The organism is Micromonospora craniellae (assembly GCF_014764405.1).
In the GTDB taxonomy this organism is placed as follows: Bacteria; Actinomycetota; Actinomycetes; order Mycobacteriales; family Micromonosporaceae; genus Micromonospora; species Micromonospora craniellae.
Genome location: NZ_CP061725.1, coordinates 706,674 through 723,777, shown reverse-complemented (window position 1 = coordinate 723,777; position 17,104 = coordinate 706,674). Strand labels below are relative to the sequence as shown.

Genomic DNA, 17,104 nt, shown 5'->3' with positions numbered 1-17,104 from the left:
CGAGGGGGAGTGCCCGCACCGGTATGGTGCCCGGAATGACCAGCACCACCGTCGTCGACAGGCCGCCCACCACCACCCGACGCGGTGACGCCAGCCGATTGCCCTCGTTGACCGGACTGCGCTGGATCGCCGCGCTGCTGGTCTTCGGGTTCCACGCCGGCACCATGCGCATCATCGCCGAGCCGGGTCACCAGGCGGTGGTCGGCGAGATCTTCACCCTGGGCCTGTCCGGGGTGCAGTTCTTCTTCATCCTGAGCGGCTTCGTGCTGGTCTGGTCGGCCCGCGTCGGTGACTCCCGCCGCCGGTTCTGGCGTCGGCGGCTCGCCAAGATCTATCCGAACCACCTGGTGATGTGGGCGCTGGCCATGCTCGCGGCGCTCTGGTTCGCCGACCCGATCAACCCGGTGGCCGCGCTGGAGAACCTGTTCCTGCTCCAGGCGTGGGATCCCCGACCGGGCTACTTCTACAGTGTCAACAACGTGAGCTGGTCGCTCTCCTGCGAGCTGTTCTTCTATCTGTGCCTGCCGCTGGCGCTGCCGCTGGTGCGCCGGGCCAAGCCGTGGATGCTGTGGGCCGTGGTGATCGCCGTGCCGCTGCTGATCCTGGCGCTCTGGCCCGGTCAGTTGCTGGTGCCGGAGCAGAGCCGCTGGTGGTTCACCCAGATCTTCCCGCTGGTGCGGTCGCTGGAGTTCTGGATGGGCGTGGCCGCCGCCGAGCTGATGTTGCGTGGGCGCTGGCGCGGCCCCCGGCTGCCGATGGCCACCGTGATCTTCGTTGCCACCTGGGTGGCGGCCTCGGAGTGGATCCGGGCCGAGCTTTGGGCGGCGCTGCTGTCGGTGGCGTACGTCCTGGTGATCGCGGCGGCGGCGGACGCCGACGTGCACGGCCGCCGGTCGCCGCTGCGTTCCCGGCTGATGGTCTGGCTGGGCGAGGTCTCGTTCGCCTTCTACCTGGTGCACGTCTTCGCGATCATGACGATCCTGCGGCTCACCGGGAACTGGGGCACCGGCCTGCCCGGTTGGTGGGGCGTGCCGGCGGTGATCGGGTTCCTGCTGCTCACCCTGGCGCTTGCCGCGCTGCTGCACCGCTACGTGGAGCAGCCGATGATGCGACGGCTCGCCCCGAGCCGCACCGGGGCCCACCCGCCGCCCGCCGCCGATCCTGCGCAGCAGTCCGCAGAGGCGTCCGCACCGCAGCCTGCCGGGCCGCCGAGGCAGCGCGCGCCGGGCGACGAGCCGAGTACCGCAAGTTGCCGCAACCAGCACCGTTGAGTCCATGCTGGACTGTTGTAGTCGGCAGCCCGATCTGCTGTTTTGTGTTTCGCTGACGGCCGGGTACGACGAGGCGGATCGAGTGAGTCCGGTCACATCGCTCGCCGGAGCGGACGCCGAGGTGAAAAACGCCCGAGACGTGACGCGATGCCCGGAGACATTGTCTGCGGGTGGTCCCGTTGTCACCGCCCGTTGCGTCGATCGCCGTCGGTCCCGTTGCGCGACATCTATGACCGAACGCCCGAAAATCAGCAAGCTGGATCATGTTTAAGCAGGTCAGGATGGGTTGGCAGGGGAATGGCCGGCCAGTAGTGTCGGCCCGTCCGATGCGGTACCCGATCGCAGGAGGCGACGCCGCATCGACCCGCCTAATCGTGGTCTCACGAACCGGGGACCCACCGCACCACTGGGGTGAATCCGCGAGCATCGGCTCACGGTAGGGCCAACTTCCCGCCCGAACCCGTCAGCTAACCCGGTCGGCGGTGTCGGAAGGAGCTTTCCTCTCGTGCAGCCCCTCGTGGTCCCCTTCTTGTTCCTCCACGGCACCGCGGTGCCCGCGCCCACCGGGCCGTCGGCCACCAGCTGACAGCGGCCACCGCCCCCGCCCGGTCGTCCGGGCACACCCCTCGCACGGCCCGTCCGCGTACTCGGGCGGTCCTCGGCAGGACCTGTCGAGCTGACCGCCGGAGCGACTCGCCGTGCCTCCCTGAGCCCCCGTGGAGGACTCCGTGAAGCAGACCGTCACGCGCCAGCTACGCCGGCTGGCCACCGAACGCCCTTATCAGGTCGCCGCCGCCTCGGCCGCCGCGCTGGCGCTGGCCACCGGCGCCGGTGCCGTACTCGTCGGCACCGAGGACGCCCCGGCCACCGCACACACCACGACCGCCGTCGCCGAGTCGCGCGGCGACACCGCCGTCTCCCGCGCCGACACCCGGGTGGAGCCGCCCCCGTCGACCCTGCCCAGCAGCGCCGTCCCGAGCAGCGCCGTCCCGAGCAGCGCCGTCCCGAGCAGCGCCGTCCCGAGCAGCGCCGTCCCGTCGCCGTCGCCCTCGCCGAAGGCCACCTCGGCGGCCCCCTCGCCGGTGGTCACCAGCAAGAAGGCCGCACCGAAGCCACCGGCGCGCAAGGTCCTGGACTACGACTTCCAGGCCCAGATCACCGGGTACTACTGCGGCCCGGCCGCGGTACGCAACGCGCTCAGTGCCGCCGGGGTGAATCGTGACCAGGATTCCCTGGCCGCCCAGCTCGGCACCACGTACGCCGGCACCAACTCGGCCCTGGACACCACCCGGGTGCTCAACGCCACGCTCAAGGGTGCGCCGTACTCGACCACGATGCTCCGGGGCGGCTCGGCCACCCCGGCGCAGATGGACCAGCTCCAGGCCGACGTGGTGAAGGCGATCACCGGCGGGCGCGGTGTCGTGGTGAACGTGGCCGGCAGCGCCACCGACACGGGCGGCCGCTGGCACTCCTTTCCCGGTGGCCACTATGTCGCCGTGGTGGGCTACGAGGACGACGGTCGACTGGTCAAGATCGCTGACTCGGCCAACGCGTCGTACTACTCGTACTGGATGACCACCATCGACCTCGCCCACTGGGCCGCCACCCGCGGCTACTCCTCCTGAGATGTAAGGACGAGATGTGCGGACGAGATGTAAGGAGGGGTCCCCTGCTATCGCCTCGTGCATAGCAGGGGACCCCTCCTTACATCCGGGTGTGCGCGGCCGGTGGACGGCCTTGTGGGCATGGTGCGCACCGAGCATGGAGAAGCCCTCGGTCGTTCGACCGAGGGCTTCCGCGTCGTACCGGGATCAGGCGTGCCGGTCGAGCATCTTCGCCAGACCGACGAAGCTCGCCCACGACACCGGGGTGAAGGCCAGCGTGCCGCCGTCCCGGTCCTTGGTGTCGCGCACCAGCACGACGCCGGACAGATTGTCGGCGACCTCCACGCAGTCGCCGCCACTGGAGCCGCTGCGGGTGGACTTGCGCCAGGTCGCGCCGTTCAGATCCATGGCTTCACACAATCCTTCATCAGCTCGATCGACTGCCGGCCAGACAGTGCCTCGTTGCGCACGGTCTCCCATTTGGACAGCAGGGTATTGACGTCTTCGTCCTTGTCGGCGAGGACTCCGCCGAGTTGGGTCTCGATATTACCGACCCAACCATCGTCCGTGCTCCTTGCCAGGATGAAGGGGCCGGTCAAACCAGCGTGCATCCCCACGCCGACAGGCACGAGGTGCACGCTGATGTTGGGTCGTTCGGCGAGGTCGATCAGGTGGTGCACCTGCTCGACCAGCACGTCGTGGAGGCGCTCGTCGACCCGCCGGAGCACCACCTCGTCGATCACCGCGACGAACTGCGGCGGCTCCTCCTGGTCCAGGACCGCCTGCCGGGCCATCCGGTTCGCGAGCCGTCGCTCCACCCCGGCGTCGGTCAGGGTGTCGTCACATCGGATCACCGCGCGGGCGTAGCGTTCGGTCTGTAGTAGGCCCGGGACCAGCGTCGACTGGTAGCACCGGAGTTGCCTCGCGGTGCGCTCGGCCTCCAGGTAGGGCAGGAACCACGCGGGCTGGCGCAGCACCTCGGCCGTCCGCAGCAGTTCCTCGAACATGCCTCCGGTCTCCAGGACCTCGTCCGCCCGTTTCGCGAACGGCCTGTCGACCGGGCGGGTGCCGGTCTCCACCGCCGACACCAGGGATGCCGAGTAGTTCGACCGTCGGCCGAACTCCTCCTGGTTCATGCCCGCTGCCGTCCGCAGCCGGCGAAGCTGAGTGCGGATCAGCTCGTGCAGGTCGGAAGGCTGCTCACGTTCCACGTCACCTCCAGGGGATTCACCAAGATCGCCACGCTGCCGTCAGGGGCCGGATCGGCGCACCAGGACGCCGCCGTGGCCAGCGTCGATGCCTTCCGACAGTAGTCCTGTCCTCACCAGACTGTCACCCATGCGGATCTGCTTCACGCCGTGCAGAGCTGGGGCGGGTTCTGCTCCGGGGCCGCCCGTGACATCCCCCCGTGCGCGGGCGGCCCCTCCCGATCCCTAACCGACGGAGGTCGACGTGCGTACGCACCCGTACCAGTGCCCGACGATGGTCCTTCCGGTTCTGCCGCAGCGACGGCGCGGCGCTCCGCTGCCCGGGTGGATGCGCCAGCCGACCCAGGCGCTTCCACTCCATGGCCCCGGACCGACCGGCTTCCTGACGCCGGCTCAGGCGTGGCGGTCGGGTGGTCGGCCGTGCTGACCACCCAGCTCGCGACGCCTGGCCGTGGCCCGCACGCCGACCGCCCGGGCGGCTCAGGCGGGAACACTCCGCACACTCCGGCGCGACCGACCTGGTTCTGCCGGGTCGACGGGCAGCCGTGGCCGTGCGGTGAGGCCAGGCTGCTGCTGCCCGTGGAGTTCCGGGGGAACGTCCCCGGGCTGACGATCTATCTCGCCGGCCTGATGTACGAGGCCATGCGCGACCTCTACCAGCTCAACCCGCACGACGGCCCGGAGCCCGAGGAACTGTTCGACAGGTTCGTGGCCTGGGGAGCAACTCGCCGGCCCGTTGTTGAGGGGGCGAGCTGATGCAGCCCTGCCAACCGAGGGTGAGGGGACCTCCGTACCCGCCGTTCCGCGAGTCGCCCCAGATTTGTGATCGCACCAAGGTAGGACATAACGGATGCGGAGGCCGCACCTTCGCGCATGCGAGAGCACGGAAGGTCCACTCTCATGTTCCAGCAGAATCTGTACGCGCTGCCGATCGACGGCGCGCGGTTCACAACCTACTGCGGCGGGAACCTCGGCGGCGACAACGAGACCTGCGCCGAGGTCGCCCCGATCCCCGGCGTCGCCGACGCCTACGTGGTGCGCGACAACAAGCAGGTCGGCGCGGGCAGCGAGCTGCGCTTGACCGGCGGCGAGATGGACAACCTCGCACTCGGCTGGGTCCGGGACCGGGGCCTGACCGCCTGACCAGGGCACCTGGCAACAGCTCCGGCCGCCCTCGAACGGCAACGGGGGCGGCCGGTCCACAGCACAGAGAAGGACGCAGATGCGCTGGGAAGGGCATTGGCACGGCTTCGGTCCATGGGTCGGTTCGCGTGCCGACTTCGCCAAGGAGGGGCCACGCAGACCTGGCGCGGACCTCGGCGACGCGGAGACACAGATCTTTCTCGCCAACACCATGACGCCCGTACTGACCGGCCACTGGCTCCTCCGCCGGAACCAGGCCGCCGCCGAGCGGACCTGGACCGACGTGGCGGACGCGACAGCCTGGATGAGACAGGTCCGCGAGGCGAACCCGGCTGCCGGGTTCGGCGGGCCGCTGCTGACCGTGCAGGAGCGGATCGAGCGACAGCGCACCAGCCTGGTTCTGGGTAGCGACGTGGCATGGGGCTACTACACCCCGGCGTTCAGCTATGTCTCGTTCGCGGCCGTCTGCTGCCCCAATCGCTTCCTCCCCGGCATCGTCTGCCCGTCGCCGCCACGTACCTGACAGGAGTAGCCATGTCGCTCGGTCTCCTACTTCCCCCAGACGGCGTCGCCGAGCTGATGGACCGCTGGCCCGACGAGCCACGCGTCTACCAGCGCCCGCCGACCGAACTGGATCGCACCGTCACTCCCGAATGGCTCTACACCACCTAGCGCGATCAGCCTGGCCCCGGCTCTTTCGAAGACAGCTGGGGCCAGGCGGGCTGGCGGTCAGGTGGCGGTGGGCAGCGCGGCGTCGGCCGTGGTCCGCGGTGCCGGGGCGGTCCAGGTCGGGTCCAGCTCCCGGCGGGCGGCGGCGAGGAACGCCTCGGCGTACGACTCGGCCGGGAAGTCGCCCAGGTAGCGCCGACGGGTCGCCCAGCGCGCCTCGGCGAGCGGATCGGTGTCGAGCAGCCGGGCCAGCACGTCGTCCAGGTCGGACATGTCCCGGTGCAGCACGTAGCCGGTGGCGGCGAGGGGGAACCGCTCGACGAACCGGTCACCGTCGACACCGGTGTCGGTGACCACGTAGGGCTTGCCCGAGTACAGCCAGTCGGAGACCACCCCGGAGACATCGGACACCAGGGCGTCGGCCCGGTTCACCGAGTCGGCCAGGGTGAGCCGGCCAGCGGCGGCGCCGAACACGTGCTGGCGGCCGGTGCGGGAGCGGTCGGCGGCGAGCAGTTCGTGCAGCCGGGCCAGGCGCCGGGCCGAGGCCGGATGCTGGTTGGTGTACGGGTGGGCGCGCAGGATCACCGTGGCGCCCCGGTCGAGCAGCCGCCGCAGCAGCGTCTCGGCCATCGGCAGCGAGCAGTAGTCGGCGTCGGCGTGGTGGCCGGTCCAGGTGGGGGTGTAGAGGACGGTGGGGTTCGCCAGCCCCCGCGTCGGCTGGTGGCGTACCTCGATCGCCTCGACCTGCGGGCGGCCTACCACCACGAACTTCTCGGCCGGGATGTCCACCCCGGCCCGGGCGTACCGGTCGATGGCCGCCTCGCCGGCCACGAAGATCCGGTCGAAGATCGCCGACACCGGGTTGGCGCTGGGCGCCTTGTCGCTGTCGCCGTGGTGCAGTTGGACGTGGGTGAGCTGGGTGAACCGGATGCAGTGGCTGTTCTTCGCGCCGTGGTTGACGTAGAACGCCACCCGCAGGCTCGGCACCAGCACCTCGTCCATGGTGCGCAGGGTCGGGCAGTAGACCACCGGGGCGGTGGTGGCCGCCGCGACGGTGGGCAGGAGCTCCGGCTCCCGCAGCATCACCACGAACGGCCGACCGATCCGTTCCAGGTACGGCAGCCACATGGTGACCTGGTACTCCGACCCGGGCGGGGCGGAGAAGTGCAGCACGAACTCCGGCTGGTGCCGGCGCAGCGCCCGGGTGACCGCCGATCCGCCGGCCGCCGGCCGGAACCGGCGGCGGGCCAGGTCGAGGGCGACCGCCCCGGCGGCGGCGCCGACCGGCAGGCAGAGCAGCAGGGCGACCACGGCGGGCAGGCCGGCCAGGGCGGCCACGGCCAGCGCGGCGAGCAGCCCCGCCACCGCGTCGTCTCCCCGGGCGGCGACCTGCGGCACCCAGGTGCGTACCGGCAGGTTGGCGGCGCGGATCTCCAGGTTGCCCGCGGTCCGCAGCGGCCCGGTGACCAGCACCAGCCCGAGCAGCACGAGGGCGGCGACCATCAGGAACGGGTCGAAACCGCCGTCGAGCTGCCGGGCGTAGCCGACCAGGATTCCGGCGGCGAGCAGGGCGGTCTCCGCGACGCTGTCGGCGCCGGGTCGCACCCGGCGCTCCCAGACCGTCGCGGCGAGCGCGGCCACCGCCAAGCCCAGCCCCCAGGTGGTCGCGCCGGTGAGCGCGAGCACCAGGACCGCCAGGACCGCCCCGCCGGTGGCCAGGCCCCGGGCGGTCAACTTCGTGACCAGGTCACCACGCATCTCGGCGCTGCCTTCGTGCTCGGCGTCGGCGGGTCAGCCGACGCGGGTGCCGCTGCTGGAGGCGTCGGCCTGGGTCGGGACCGGGGCGGAGGTCGGCGCCTCGCCGGGCGGCCGGCGTACGTCGATCACCTGACCGGTGAGTTCCGAGATCAGCACGTCCAGCGAGGCCTGGGCGACGGTCTCGGCGGCGAGCAGGGTGTGCTCGGGCTCCGCGCCGAACGCCTTCGTCCGCATCGGGGTGGCCGTCCGCTCCGGGTTGATGATGTTGACCCGTACGCCGAACTCCGCCCACTCGTCGGACAGCGCCTGGGTCAGGTTGACCAGCGCCGCCTTGGTGGCTGAGTAGAGCGCGTAGTCGGCCCGTCCCCGGGTGTACGAGCTGGAGGTGTAGAGCAGGAGCTGACCCTTGGTCTGTTGGAGGTAGGGCAGGGACTGCCGGGCGACGGTCACCGGGCCGACGAAGTTGACCTGGAGCACCCGGTCGATGGTCTCCTGGTCCATCTCGGCCAGCGCGCCCTTCTCCAGGATCCCGGCGGTGACCACCACGTGGTCGATCCGGCCGGTGGCCTCGAAGGCGGTCCGCAGCGCGGCCTCGACGTCCTCCGGCTGCTCCACGTGCGTGCCGGTGCTGGACCGGCTGAACGGGAAGACCTGGGCGCCGTGGCTGCGGGCCAGCTCGGTCAGGTCGTGGCCGATGCCGTAGCTGCCGCCGAAGACGACGATCGTGCGGCCGGTGACCTCCTCGCTGTACGCCCGGTGGTCGGTCAGCCGGGGCACCTTGGCGGCGGCGAGCTGGAACAGCTTGTCCGCCAGGTGCACATCGACCGGGTGGGTGACCTTGATGTTCTCGTCCGAGCCGTCGATCACCTTGATCGGCACCTCGGGCAGGTAACGCAGGACCACGCCGCAGTCGTCGGTGGCGGCGAAGTGGGGGTCGCCCTCGGCCAGCCGGTACGCCTCCCGGATGGTGCTCGACCGGAACGCCTGCGGGGTCTGGCCCCGGCGCAGCGTGGCGCGTACCGGGATGTCGGTGATGCACTCGTCCTCGTCGACCTGGATGATCGTGTCGGCCGACGGGATGGCCACGTCGACCGCCGCGTACGTCCAGAGGGCGTTCACACACTCCCGGACGATCCGGCCGCTGAGCAGGGGCCGGACCGCGTCGTGGAAGAGGATGTTGCAGTCCGCCTCACCCACGGCGTCCAGCGCGATCCGGGTGGTGGCGTTGCGGGTGTCGCCGCCCTCGATCACCTTGGTGGCCTTGCGGAAGCCGGCCTTGTCGACGATCCGCTGCGCCTCGTCGACGTGCCCGGTGGCCATCAGCACGATGATCTCGTCGATCTCCGGCGCGGCCTCGAAGACGGCCAGGGTGTGCTCGATGATCGGCTTACCGGCGATTTTGAGGAGCTGCTTGGGGATGCCGAGGCCCAGTCGCGTGCCGGTGCCGCCGGCCAGCACCACGGCCACCGTCCGCGAGGGTCGCCACGGCGCCGGGTCGTCCGGCTGGCTGCCCGGGTCGGTGGTCAGGTCCTGCGTCATCGCGGGTCCTCGCTCTCGGGGTACATGGCTCGCGGGGAGTGTCAACGTGGGGGGTGTCGCCGCCGCTGGCGACGGGATGAACCTTAACGCGCGGACCGCGTCACCCCAACGGGCCGACGCGGTCCGCGCGACGCCGTCGAGACGCCGGACGTTCGCCTGGACTCTACTTGCCGTTGGTGAACGCCTCGTACGCCTTCAGCACCTCGGCGGTCGGCCCGTCCATCCGGATCAGGCCCGATTCCAGCCAGATTGTCCGTTCGCAGGTGTCCCGGACCGAGGAGAGCTGGTGGCTGACCAGGAACACCGTGCCGGCGCTCTCCCGCAGCTCGCGTACCCGCTTCTCGCTGCGCTTGCGGAACGCCTTGTCCCCGGTGGCCAGCGCCTCGTCGATCAGCAACACGTCGTGCTGCTTGGCCGCCGCGATGGAGAAGCGCAGCCGGGCCGACATGCCCGAGGAGTACGTCCGCATCGGCAGGGAGGCGAAGTCGCCCCGCTGGTTGATCCCGGAGAACTCGATGATCTCGGGGACCTTGCGCTGCACCTCGGCCGGGTGCATGCCCATGGCCAGGCAGCCGAGCGTGACGTTGCGCTCGCCGGGCAGGTCGTTGAGCAGCGCCGCGTTCACCCCGAGCAGCGACGGCTGCCCCTGGGTGTAGATCGCGCCGCGCTCCACCGGCAGCAGGCCGGCGATGGCCCGCAGCAGGGTGGACTTGCCGGAGCCGTTGGTGCCGATCAGCCCGACCGCCTCACCCCGGTACGCGGTGAAGGTGACTCCGCGCACCGCGTGCACCTCGCGCACGTTCGGTGCCGAGGTGCGGCTCACCATCCGCTTGAACGCGGCCACCGGGCTGGTGTTGCCGGCGGCGCCCTTGTGTACCCGGTAGACGATGTGCGCGTCGTCCACCACCACGGTCGGGATGCGTTCCTGGATCCGGGGCAGGGTGACCGTCACGTCGTTGGACATCGCCAAGTGATCAACCACGACCGTACTCCTGTTCGCCGCGCCAGAAGAACAAATAGCCGCCGATGCCCATCACGACCGCCCAGCCGGCCGCGATCAGCCAGGTCAGCAGCAGGGAGTCGTTGAGCAACGGGGCCTGCTCCAGCAGGGCGGTCCGAGCCAGCTCGATATAGACCAGCATCGGGTTGAACTGCACGATCCCGACGGCCCAGCCGGGCAGGTTGTTGGAGAAGAGCTCGACGCTGTAGAGCACGCCGGAGCCGTACATCCAGGCCCGCAGCACGAACGGCATGACCTGCTTGAGGTCGCTGGCCTTGGCGCCCAGCCGGGCCATCGCCATGGTCAGCCCGGCGTTGAAGACCGTCTGGAGCAGCACCGCCGGCACCAGCATCAGCCACATCAGGGTGATCGGCTCGCCGGTGACCACCACGATGCCGACCAGCACCAACAGCGAGCCCAGGAGTTGCTGGAACTGGGTGGCGGTGATCGCCAGCGGCAGGCAGGCCCGGGGGAAGTGCAGGGCCCGGATCAGGCCGAGGTTGCCGCTGATCGCCTGGGTGCCCTGCTGCACCGTGGTCTGGGTGAAGTTGAAGATGAACAGACCGGTGGTGAGGTAGGCGATGAAGTTCGGGATGTCCCGGTTCTGCTCCAGCACCACGCCGAAGATCAGGTAGTAGACCGCCGCGTTGCTCAGCGGAGTGAGCACCTGCCAGAGCTGCCCGAGTCGGGCGTTGCTGAACGAGGCGGTCAACTTGGCGTTGGCGTACGCGGTGATGAAGTGGCGGTAGCGCCACAGCTCACCGCTGTAGCGGCGGAATGAGGGCCGCTCGCCGGCCACCCGCAGGCCGTGGCGGGCGGCCAGCTGTGCGAGGGTGAGGCCGGAGTCGGGGTCGGCCAGCGTGGTGTTGGCCATGGGGATGGGCGCTCCGATCTGTCGTGCGGCGGATACGTTCGCGACGATGGAATCTAGCGTGGAGCGCCGCCTCGCCGCTGCGTGGACAGTAGTCCGAAACACGTCGGGACGCAACCGTAGCGTCGTTGCGCTACATTGTTCTTCGTGACAGTCGAGAAGAGTCCCAGGTGACGACCGAGAAGAGGCGCGCACCGGCCGGTGCCGCGGTGCTCCGTGGAGAGATCACCGCGGCCATCCGTCGGGCCCTGATGCACGAACTGGCGGCGGTCGGCTACGGCCGGCTCTCGATCGAGGCGGTGGCCCGGCGGGCGGGGGTCAGCAAGACCGCGATCTATCGCCGGTGGAACTCGAAGCTCGACCTCGTGCTGGACGTGGTCTCGGCCGTCGCCAGCCGGAAGCTGCCGATGCTGGACACCGGCACCCTCGACGGGGACGTGCGCCTGCTGCTGCTGGTCGTGACCGGTGCGTTGGGTCACCCGATGGCGTCACAGATCATCCCTGATCTGCTCGCCGAGGCGGCGCGCAACCCGCAGATCGCCGGCACGTTGCAGAGCACGCTGAACGACTACCAGGACCGCATCGGCGAGATCGTCATCGGACGGGCCATCGAGCGGGGGGAGTTGCCCTCCGGCGCCGACCCGCGCGCGGCGGCCGACCTGATCGTCGGGCCGGTCTACTGGCGGCTGGCGATCACCCGGGTGCCGCTGGAGCCCTCCGAGCTGGCCCGGATGGCGGAGGCGGCCGTGGCCGCGCTGCGGGTCGTCTGCGCGAGCCCACGGGAGGAGGTGCCGTGAGCTGCGCGGACATCCGTCCGCTGATCGAAGCGTGAACGCGGACCGGACGCCACGTGAGTGCCATTCCCGACTCCCGCTCCAAACGGACTAGTATCGCACCCCGAACTCGCGAACAAGTCTTGTGACACGGGAGGACCTTCATGACTGGCCAGCGTCCGGACTTCATACCGCCGGCCCGGCCGATCATCGGCGAGGCCGAGATCGAGGCGGCGGTCAGGGTGCTGCGCAGCGGCATGGTGGTGCAGGGGCCCGAGGTGGCGGCCTTCGAGCAGGAGTTCGGCGAGGTGGTCGCCGGTCGGCACTGTGTCGCCGTCAACTCCGGCACCTCGGCCCTCCAGTTGACCCTGCTGGCGCTCGGCGTCGGCCCGGGTGACGAGGTGATCGTGCCGTCCTTCTCTTTCGCCGCCAGCGCCAACGCGGTGCGGCTGGTCGGTGCCGAGGTGGTCTTCGCCGACATCGAGCGGGACAGCTTCTGCCTCGACCCGGATGCGGTCGCCGCCGCGGTCACCCCGCGGACCGTCGCCGTCATGCCGGTGCACCTTTACGGTCACCCGGCCGCGATGGACAAGATCATGGCGGTGGCCGAGCGGCACGGCCTGGCCGTCGTCGAGGACGCGGCCCAGGCCCACGGGGCCGGCCTGCACGGCACGCCGGTCGGTGCCTTCGGCATCGCCGGTTGCTTCAGCTTCTATCCCACGAAGAACATGCACTCCCTGGAGGGAGGCATGATCAGCACTGCGGACGCCGGGTTCGCCCGCACCCTGCGGCTGCTGCGCAACCAGGGCATGGAGCAGCGGTACGCCAACGAGATCGTCGGCGCCAACATGCGGATGACCGACGTGGCCGCGGCGATCGGCCGGGTGCAGTTGACGCAGTTGGCCGAGTGGACCGCACAGCGCCAGGCGAACGCGAAGTACCTCGACTCGAAGATCACCAACATGATCACCCCGCCGGTGGCGGACGCCGCCCGGCACGTGTACCACCAGTACACCGTCCGCGTCCGGGGCGACCGGGACGCCGCCCAGGAGCGTCTGACCGAGCAGGGCATCGGCAACGCCGTCTACTACCCGACCCCGATCCACCGGCTCAAGCCGTACCTGGGTGCGGACGGCCGGCCCGGCCCGTGGGAACTGCCGGAGACCGACCGGGCCGCGGCCGAGGTGATCTCGCTGCCGGTGCACCCCACGCTGGAGCAGAGCGACCTTGAGCGGATCGCGGACGCCGCCAACCTCGCCGGCGGTGCCCAGTGAGCAAGCGGCAGGGCGACAAGCTGCGCGCCGGTCTGATCGGCCTGGGCGCGATGGGGCGCAACCACGCCCGGGTGCTCTCCGGTCTGGACGGCGTCGATCTGGTCGGCATCGTCGACCCCGTCGGTGACCCGAGCGGGCAGCTCCGGGCGCCGGTGCTGCCCGACCTGGGCGAGCTGCTGGCCCGCGACATCGACTACGCCGTGGTCGCCTGCCCGACCGCGCTGCACGAGCAGATCGGGCTCGAACTCGCCGCGCACGGTGTCTCCGCGTTGATCGAGAAGCCGCTCGCGCAGTCCGTCGAGGCGGCGACCCGGATCGTGGAGGCGTTCGAGAGCCGTGGACTGGTGGCCGGCGTCGGCCACATCGAGCGGTACAACCCCGCCCTGCAGAACCTGCGGACCCGCCTGGAGGCCGGCGAGCTGGGCGAGGTCTACCAGGTGGTGACCCGGCGGCAGGGCCCCTTCCCGCACCGGATCGCCGACGTCGGCGTGGTGATGGACCTGGCCACCCACGACATCGACCTGACCAGCTGGGTGACCGGCCAGGAGTACGTCTCGGTGTCGGCCCGGACGGTCTCCCGCAGCGGTAGGCTGCACGAGGACATGGTGGCGGTCATCGGTACGCTCACCGCCGGCACGATGGTCAATCACCTGGTGAACTGGCTCAGCCCGCTCAAGGAACGGTCCACTGTGATCACCGGCGAACGGGGCTGCTTCGTCGCCGACACCCTCACGGCCGACCTCACCTTCTATGCCAACGGCGCCATCGGTACCGAGTGGGAGGCGCTGCGGGCCTTCCGTGGCGTCGCCGAGGGCGACATGATCCGCTACGCCATCCCGAAGCGCGAACCGCTGTTGGTGGAACACGAGCGATTCCGGGATGCCGTGGAGGGCAAGGAAAGCGATATCGTGACCCTCCGGCAGGGACTGCGCACCGTCGAGGTGGCCGGTACGTTGCTGCGTTCCGCGTCGGACGGCAGCACGGTCACGGTAGGGGTGCCGTCGGCTTCTGCCGCAGAGGTCGCCGCAACCCGCTGAACGGGCAGCCACGACCTGCTTCGGCAGGTCGCGGCCGGGGATCTCGCCGACCCGCATGTCATTCCACGAAGGATGCCTATGCCATCGCCCGCCCGCCCGCCGAGACTGGTAGTCCTCGCGGCGAACGAGATCACCGGAGATTCCCGGGTCCAGATGACCGCCGTCGCCGCCGCCAGGGACGGTTGGGACGTGGTTCTGCTGGGGAGAAGCACGAAGAAGAAGGGCAAGGACGTCGAGCGCACCGCGCTGGGTCCGATCGAGGTGATCCGGCTGCCCGTGGCGTCGATGCTGTCCCGTCCGCCCGGCAGCCGGCACCGAGTGCGTCGGGCGGTGACCCAGTTCCGGCTTCCCGACAAGGCGACGCTGAACCGCTATCAGGCACGTCACCAGTCGTGGCTGCGCCTGCAGACCGGAAAGGCCAACCCGCCGCCGCGGGCCTGGATCAAGGCGCACGAGGCCCTCTACGAGCTACGGATGAAGGCCTGGGCCTGGGAACAACTCCACGGCGGCAAGCCGGGGTCGCCGAGCGGTGACTGGTCCACCGACTGGCCGCTGCTACTCGACATCGATCTCGCCTTCGGGCCGATGATCGAGGAGCTGGAGCCGGATGTCATCCACGCCAACGACGTCGACACCGTTCCCACTGCGGCGCTCAGTGCGGCGCGGCTGTGCGCTCGCGGTAAGAAGTGCGTCTGGATCTACGACGCGCACGACTACGTCCCGGGCCTGGAGCAGCTCAAGCCGCATCAGGCCAGCGGGGTCGCCGCCGCCGAGCGGGAGTTCATCGCCCGCGCCGACGCGGTGGTCACCGTCTCCGAACAGATCGCCGAGCTGCTGCGCAGCCGGTACCGGTTGTCGAGGAGCCCGGTCGTGGTCGGCAACTCGCCGGTGCGGTCGGAGGGCGGCAGCGGTGGCACCGGCGCGTCGGTCCGGGCCCGTGCCGGCCTCGACCCGGGCGTGCCGCTGCTGGTGTACGCCGGCCGGATCGGTCCGGAGCGGGGACTGGACACCGTCGTCGCCGGTTTGCCCGAGCTGCCCGAGCACCACCTGGCCCTGGTCACCGAGCAGACGACCCCGCTGCTGGCAGAGCTGTTGGCCACGGCGGTCAAGCTCGGCGTACGCGACCGGGTGCACCTGCTGCCCTACGTGGCGCCGTACGAGGTGGCCGACTACCTCAGCTCGGCCGACCTGGGGCTGATCCCGTTCCGGCGTACACCGAACTGCGAACTGTCCCTCCCGGCCAAGTTCGCCGAGTACCTGCACGCCGGACTGCCCCTGGTCACCAGCGACGTCGAGGTGGTCGGCGGATACGTCCGGAAGCACGATCTCGGCGAGGTGTTCCCCTCCGGTGACGTGGCCGGCTTCGTGGCCGCGGTGACCCGTGCCACGGCCCGCCGGCAGGAGCTGGGTACGCACATCAGCCCGTCCATCCTGGACGACCTGTCCTGGGAGCGACAGAGCGGCACGCTGCTCCGGCTGTACCGGGACGTCTCCGGTCTGGCGCCGGCCGCCGTCACGACCGACGTCCCGTGGTCCGTGTCGGAACGTCCGGCGGGGACGCCGTCCGGCCCGGCGCCCGGGCGGCGCCAGACGTCGAACTGGCGGGCCCTTGCCGACACCGGTGTGCGGCTGGGCCTCGGTCCGGCGAACTACGCCGGACAGGCGGCGGCGTTCGCCCAGGCGATCAGCCGCGCCCTGCCGGACGTCTCGGTCGAGGTGGTGATGAACAAGATCCCCGCCTCGAACGACTATCCGGCGGACCGCTACCTCTACGCGCGGCGCCAGCCCGAACTGGAATTCCAGCTAGAGCAGGTCAGGCGGGTGCTCAGCGGATACAGCCACGTGGTGGTGGACGCCTTCATGCCGCTGTTCGGGTACCTCAACGGCGACAACATCGAGGGTGACCTGCCGGCGCTGCGCCGGGCCGGCATCAAGGTGGCGCTGCTGGCGCACGGCAGCGAAATCCGGCACCCCGACCGGCACATGGAGCGGCACGAGTTCTCGCTCTTCGCCGACGCGCCGGAGGGTGTCGCGGCCAAGCTGCGCCACAAGGCGGAACGCAACCGGCGGGTGGCCGAGGAGGCCGGCCTGCCGACCTTCGTGACCACACCGGACCTGCTGGCCGACCTGCCCGGGGCGACCTGGACGCCGCTCGTGGTCGACATCGCGGCCTGGGCGTGCGACCGGCCGGTGATGGAGCGGAGCCGTCCGGTGGTGCTGCACGCCCCGTCCAAGCGGTGGACCAAGGGCACCGACCGGATCCTGCCGGCCGTGCAGGCGCTGCACGACAGGGGCGTCATCGAGCTGTGTCTCGTCGAGGGCCTCGCCTGGTCCGAGATGCGCAGGCTGGTCCAGGACTGCGACATCGTCCTGGACCAGTTCACCACCGGCAGCTTCGGCACCTTCGCTGTGGAGGCGATGGCCGCCGGAAAGCCCGTGGTGGCGAACCTGAGCGACCATGTCGGCAAGACCGTCGGCGGTGACCTGCCCATCGTCAACGCCAACCCGAGGAACCTGACCGAGGTCCTGGAGTCGCTGCTCGACGACCGGGAGGCAACCGTCAAGATCGCTGCGGCCTCCGCCGAGTACGCCCGGACCTACCACAACGGTGCCTGGACCGTCCGGCAGCTCAGCTCGTTCCTGACCGGTTGAACGCCCGATGACGCCGGCCCCCGAGCGCCGACCGCACCCGCCGCAAGGGCCGGGTGCCGAGGCGATGCGGGGGCCGGTGCGCGTCGTCCCCAACCGATCGGCTGCCGTACACTCGCCGGGGCCCGAGTCACCACACCGGCGACCCGGAGTGGACACGACACACCGCCCGGTGGGCAGGCGCCCGGGGACGAATCGTGACGCTCGCGGACGAGGCCGCCGACGGTGCCCGGGTACGGACGACAGGATCTCCACCGCCGAAAGCGGACCGGGAGATCATCCTCCTCGGGGAGGCCTCGGCGGACGGA

General features: G+C 70.6%; 16 protein-coding genes and 1 riboswitch. Of the genes, 10 read left to right on the top strand and 6 right to left on the bottom strand.

Translation table 11 applies throughout. The features are described from left to right. Positions 1-35: 35 nt before the first annotated feature. Together ID554_RS03295 and ID554_RS03290 are read left to right on the top strand one after the other, a co-directional pair. Complete coding sequence (locus tag ID554_RS03295) at positions 36-1,271, top strand: acyltransferase family protein (protein ID WP_117227549.1); 1,236 nt, start codon at positions 36-38, stop codon at positions 1,269-1,271. Between the two features lie 355 nt (positions 1,272-1,626). Next, positions 1,627-1,768: riboswitch (cyclic di-AMP (ydaO/yuaA leader) on the top strand. Between the two features lie 219 nt (positions 1,769-1,987). Next, positions 1,988-2,896 (top strand): C39 family peptidase, encoded by a 909-nt coding sequence (locus ID554_RS03290; protein WP_117227548.1) that lies wholly within the window; start codon positions 1,988-1,990, stop codon positions 2,894-2,896. A 186-nt stretch (positions 2,897-3,082) separates the two neighbouring features. Here ID554_RS03290 and ID554_RS03285 read toward each other — a convergent pair whose 3' ends face one another. Next, positions 3,083-3,283 (bottom strand): DUF397 domain-containing protein, encoded by a 201-nt coding sequence (locus ID554_RS03285; protein ID WP_117227547.1) that lies wholly within the window; start codon positions 3,281-3,283, stop codon positions 3,083-3,085. Then, complete coding sequence (locus tag ID554_RS03280) at positions 3,274-4,086, bottom strand: helix-turn-helix domain-containing protein (RefSeq protein ID WP_117227546.1); 813 nt, start codon at positions 4,084-4,086, stop codon at positions 3,274-3,276. The genes ID554_RS03285 and ID554_RS03280 overlap by 10 nt, the downstream gene beginning before the upstream one ends. Positions 4,087-4,503: 417 nt before the next feature. On the opposite strand from ID554_RS03280, the gene ID554_RS03275 reads away from it, so the two are divergent. From ID554_RS03275 to ID554_RS03260, 4 genes are all read left to right on the top strand, one after another. Beyond that, positions 4,504-4,839 (top strand): hypothetical protein, encoded by a 336-nt coding sequence (locus ID554_RS03275; protein ID WP_117227583.1) that lies wholly within the window; start codon positions 4,504-4,506, stop codon positions 4,837-4,839. A 144-nt stretch (positions 4,840-4,983) separates the two neighbouring features. Continuing rightward, complete coding sequence (locus tag ID554_RS03270) at positions 4,984-5,226, top strand: DUF397 domain-containing protein (protein ID WP_117227545.1); 243 nt, start codon at positions 4,984-4,986, stop codon at positions 5,224-5,226. 79 nt (positions 5,227-5,305) lie between these two features. Next, entirely contained in the window at positions 5,306-5,749 is a 444-nt protein-coding gene (locus tag ID554_RS03265) for a hypothetical protein (RefSeq protein WP_117227544.1), read from the top strand. Positions 5,750-5,760: 11 nt separating this feature from the next. Further along, positions 5,761-5,898, top strand: a complete 138-nt coding sequence (locus ID554_RS03260) for a hypothetical protein (RefSeq protein WP_191088704.1) — start codon at positions 5,761-5,763, stop codon at positions 5,896-5,898. A 57-nt stretch (positions 5,899-5,955) separates the two neighbouring features. On the opposite strand, the gene ID554_RS03255 is transcribed toward ID554_RS03260, so the two are convergent. The 4 genes from ID554_RS03255 to ID554_RS03240 all read right to left on the bottom strand — a co-directional run bounded on the left by ID554_RS03255 (position 5,956) and on the right by ID554_RS03240 (position 11,066). After that, positions 5,956-7,653 (bottom strand): CDP-glycerol glycerophosphotransferase family protein, encoded by a 1,698-nt coding sequence (locus ID554_RS03255; protein WP_117227543.1) that lies wholly within the window; start codon positions 7,651-7,653, stop codon positions 5,956-5,958. 33 nt (positions 7,654-7,686) lie between these two features. Continuing rightward, positions 7,687-9,192 (bottom strand): bifunctional cytidylyltransferase/SDR family oxidoreductase, encoded by a 1,506-nt coding sequence (locus tag ID554_RS03250; RefSeq protein ID WP_117227542.1) that lies wholly within the window; start codon positions 9,190-9,192, stop codon positions 7,687-7,689. A gap of 163 nt (positions 9,193-9,355) precedes the next feature. Further along, complete coding sequence (locus ID554_RS03245) at positions 9,356-10,156, bottom strand: ABC transporter ATP-binding protein (protein WP_117227541.1); 801 nt, start codon at positions 10,154-10,156, stop codon at positions 9,356-9,358. A gap of 10 nt (positions 10,157-10,166) precedes the next feature. After that, positions 10,167-11,066 carry an ABC transporter permease gene (locus ID554_RS03240; protein ID WP_117227540.1) on the bottom strand — a complete coding sequence of 300 codons (900 nt, stop codon included), beginning with the start codon at positions 11,064-11,066 and terminating at the stop codon, positions 10,167-10,169. A 167-nt stretch (positions 11,067-11,233) separates the two neighbouring features. Between ID554_RS03240 and ID554_RS03235 the strand changes: the two genes are divergently transcribed. The 4 genes from ID554_RS03235 to ID554_RS03220 all read left to right on the top strand — a co-directional run bounded on the left by ID554_RS03235 (position 11,234) and on the right by ID554_RS03220 (position 16,799). After that, positions 11,234-11,860: a TetR/AcrR family transcriptional regulator gene (locus tag ID554_RS03235; protein WP_117227539.1), complete on the top strand. Its 627-nt coding sequence runs from the start codon at positions 11,234-11,236 to the stop codon at positions 11,858-11,860. Between the two features lie 140 nt (positions 11,861-12,000). Then, the gene (locus ID554_RS03230; RefSeq protein WP_117227538.1) at positions 12,001-13,110 is read left to right on the top strand and encodes a DegT/DnrJ/EryC1/StrS family aminotransferase; all 1,110 of its coding nucleotides are present in this window, start codon (positions 12,001-12,003) and stop codon (positions 13,108-13,110) included. Further along, positions 13,107-14,147 carry a Gfo/Idh/MocA family protein gene (locus tag ID554_RS03225; protein WP_117227537.1) on the top strand — a complete coding sequence of 347 codons (1,041 nt, stop codon included), beginning with the start codon at positions 13,107-13,109 and terminating at the stop codon, positions 14,145-14,147. Before ID554_RS03230 ends, ID554_RS03225 begins: the two co-directional genes overlap by 4 nt. A 78-nt stretch (positions 14,148-14,225) precedes the next feature. Continuing rightward, positions 14,226-16,799 (top strand): glycosyltransferase family 4 protein, encoded by a 2,574-nt coding sequence (locus ID554_RS03220; RefSeq protein WP_117227536.1) that lies wholly within the window; start codon positions 14,226-14,228, stop codon positions 16,797-16,799. Positions 16,800-17,104: the final 305 nt, after the last annotated feature.

Bases quoted from the DNA above. Each gene is read 5' to 3' on its own strand.
- ID554_RS03295 (WP_117227549.1), top strand. From the start codon at position 36: ATGACCAGCACCACCGTCGTCGACAGGCCGCCCACCACCACCCGACGC.
- ID554_RS03285 (WP_117227547.1), bottom strand. From the start codon at position 3,283: ATGGATCTGAACGGCGCGACCTGGCGCAAGTCCACCCGCAGCGGCTCC.
- ID554_RS03270 (WP_117227545.1), top strand. From the start codon at position 4,984: ATGTTCCAGCAGAATCTGTACGCGCTGCCGATCGACGGCGCGCGGTTC.
- ID554_RS03265 (WP_117227544.1), top strand. From the start codon at position 5,306: ATGCGCTGGGAAGGGCATTGGCACGGCTTCGGTCCATGGGTCGGTTCG.
- ID554_RS03260 (WP_191088704.1), top strand. From the start codon at position 5,761: ATGTCGCTCGGTCTCCTACTTCCCCCAGACGGCGTCGCCGAGCTGATG.
- ID554_RS03255 (WP_117227543.1), bottom strand. From the start codon at position 7,653: ATGCGTGGTGACCTGGTCACGAAGTTGACCGCCCGGGGCCTGGCCACC.
- ID554_RS03250 (WP_117227542.1), bottom strand. From the start codon at position 9,192: ATGACGCAGGACCTGACCACCGACCCGGGCAGCCAGCCGGACGACCCG.
- ID554_RS03245 (WP_117227541.1), bottom strand. From the start codon at position 10,156: ATGTCCAACGACGTGACGGTCACCCTGCCCCGGATCCAGGAACGCATC.
- ID554_RS03240 (WP_117227540.1), bottom strand. From the start codon at position 11,066: ATGGCCAACACCACGCTGGCCGACCCCGACTCCGGCCTCACCCTCGCA.
- ID554_RS03230 (WP_117227538.1), top strand. From the start codon at position 12,001: ATGACTGGCCAGCGTCCGGACTTCATACCGCCGGCCCGGCCGATCATC.
- ID554_RS03220 (WP_117227536.1), top strand. From the start codon at position 14,226: ATGCCATCGCCCGCCCGCCCGCCGAGACTGGTAGTCCTCGCGGCGAAC.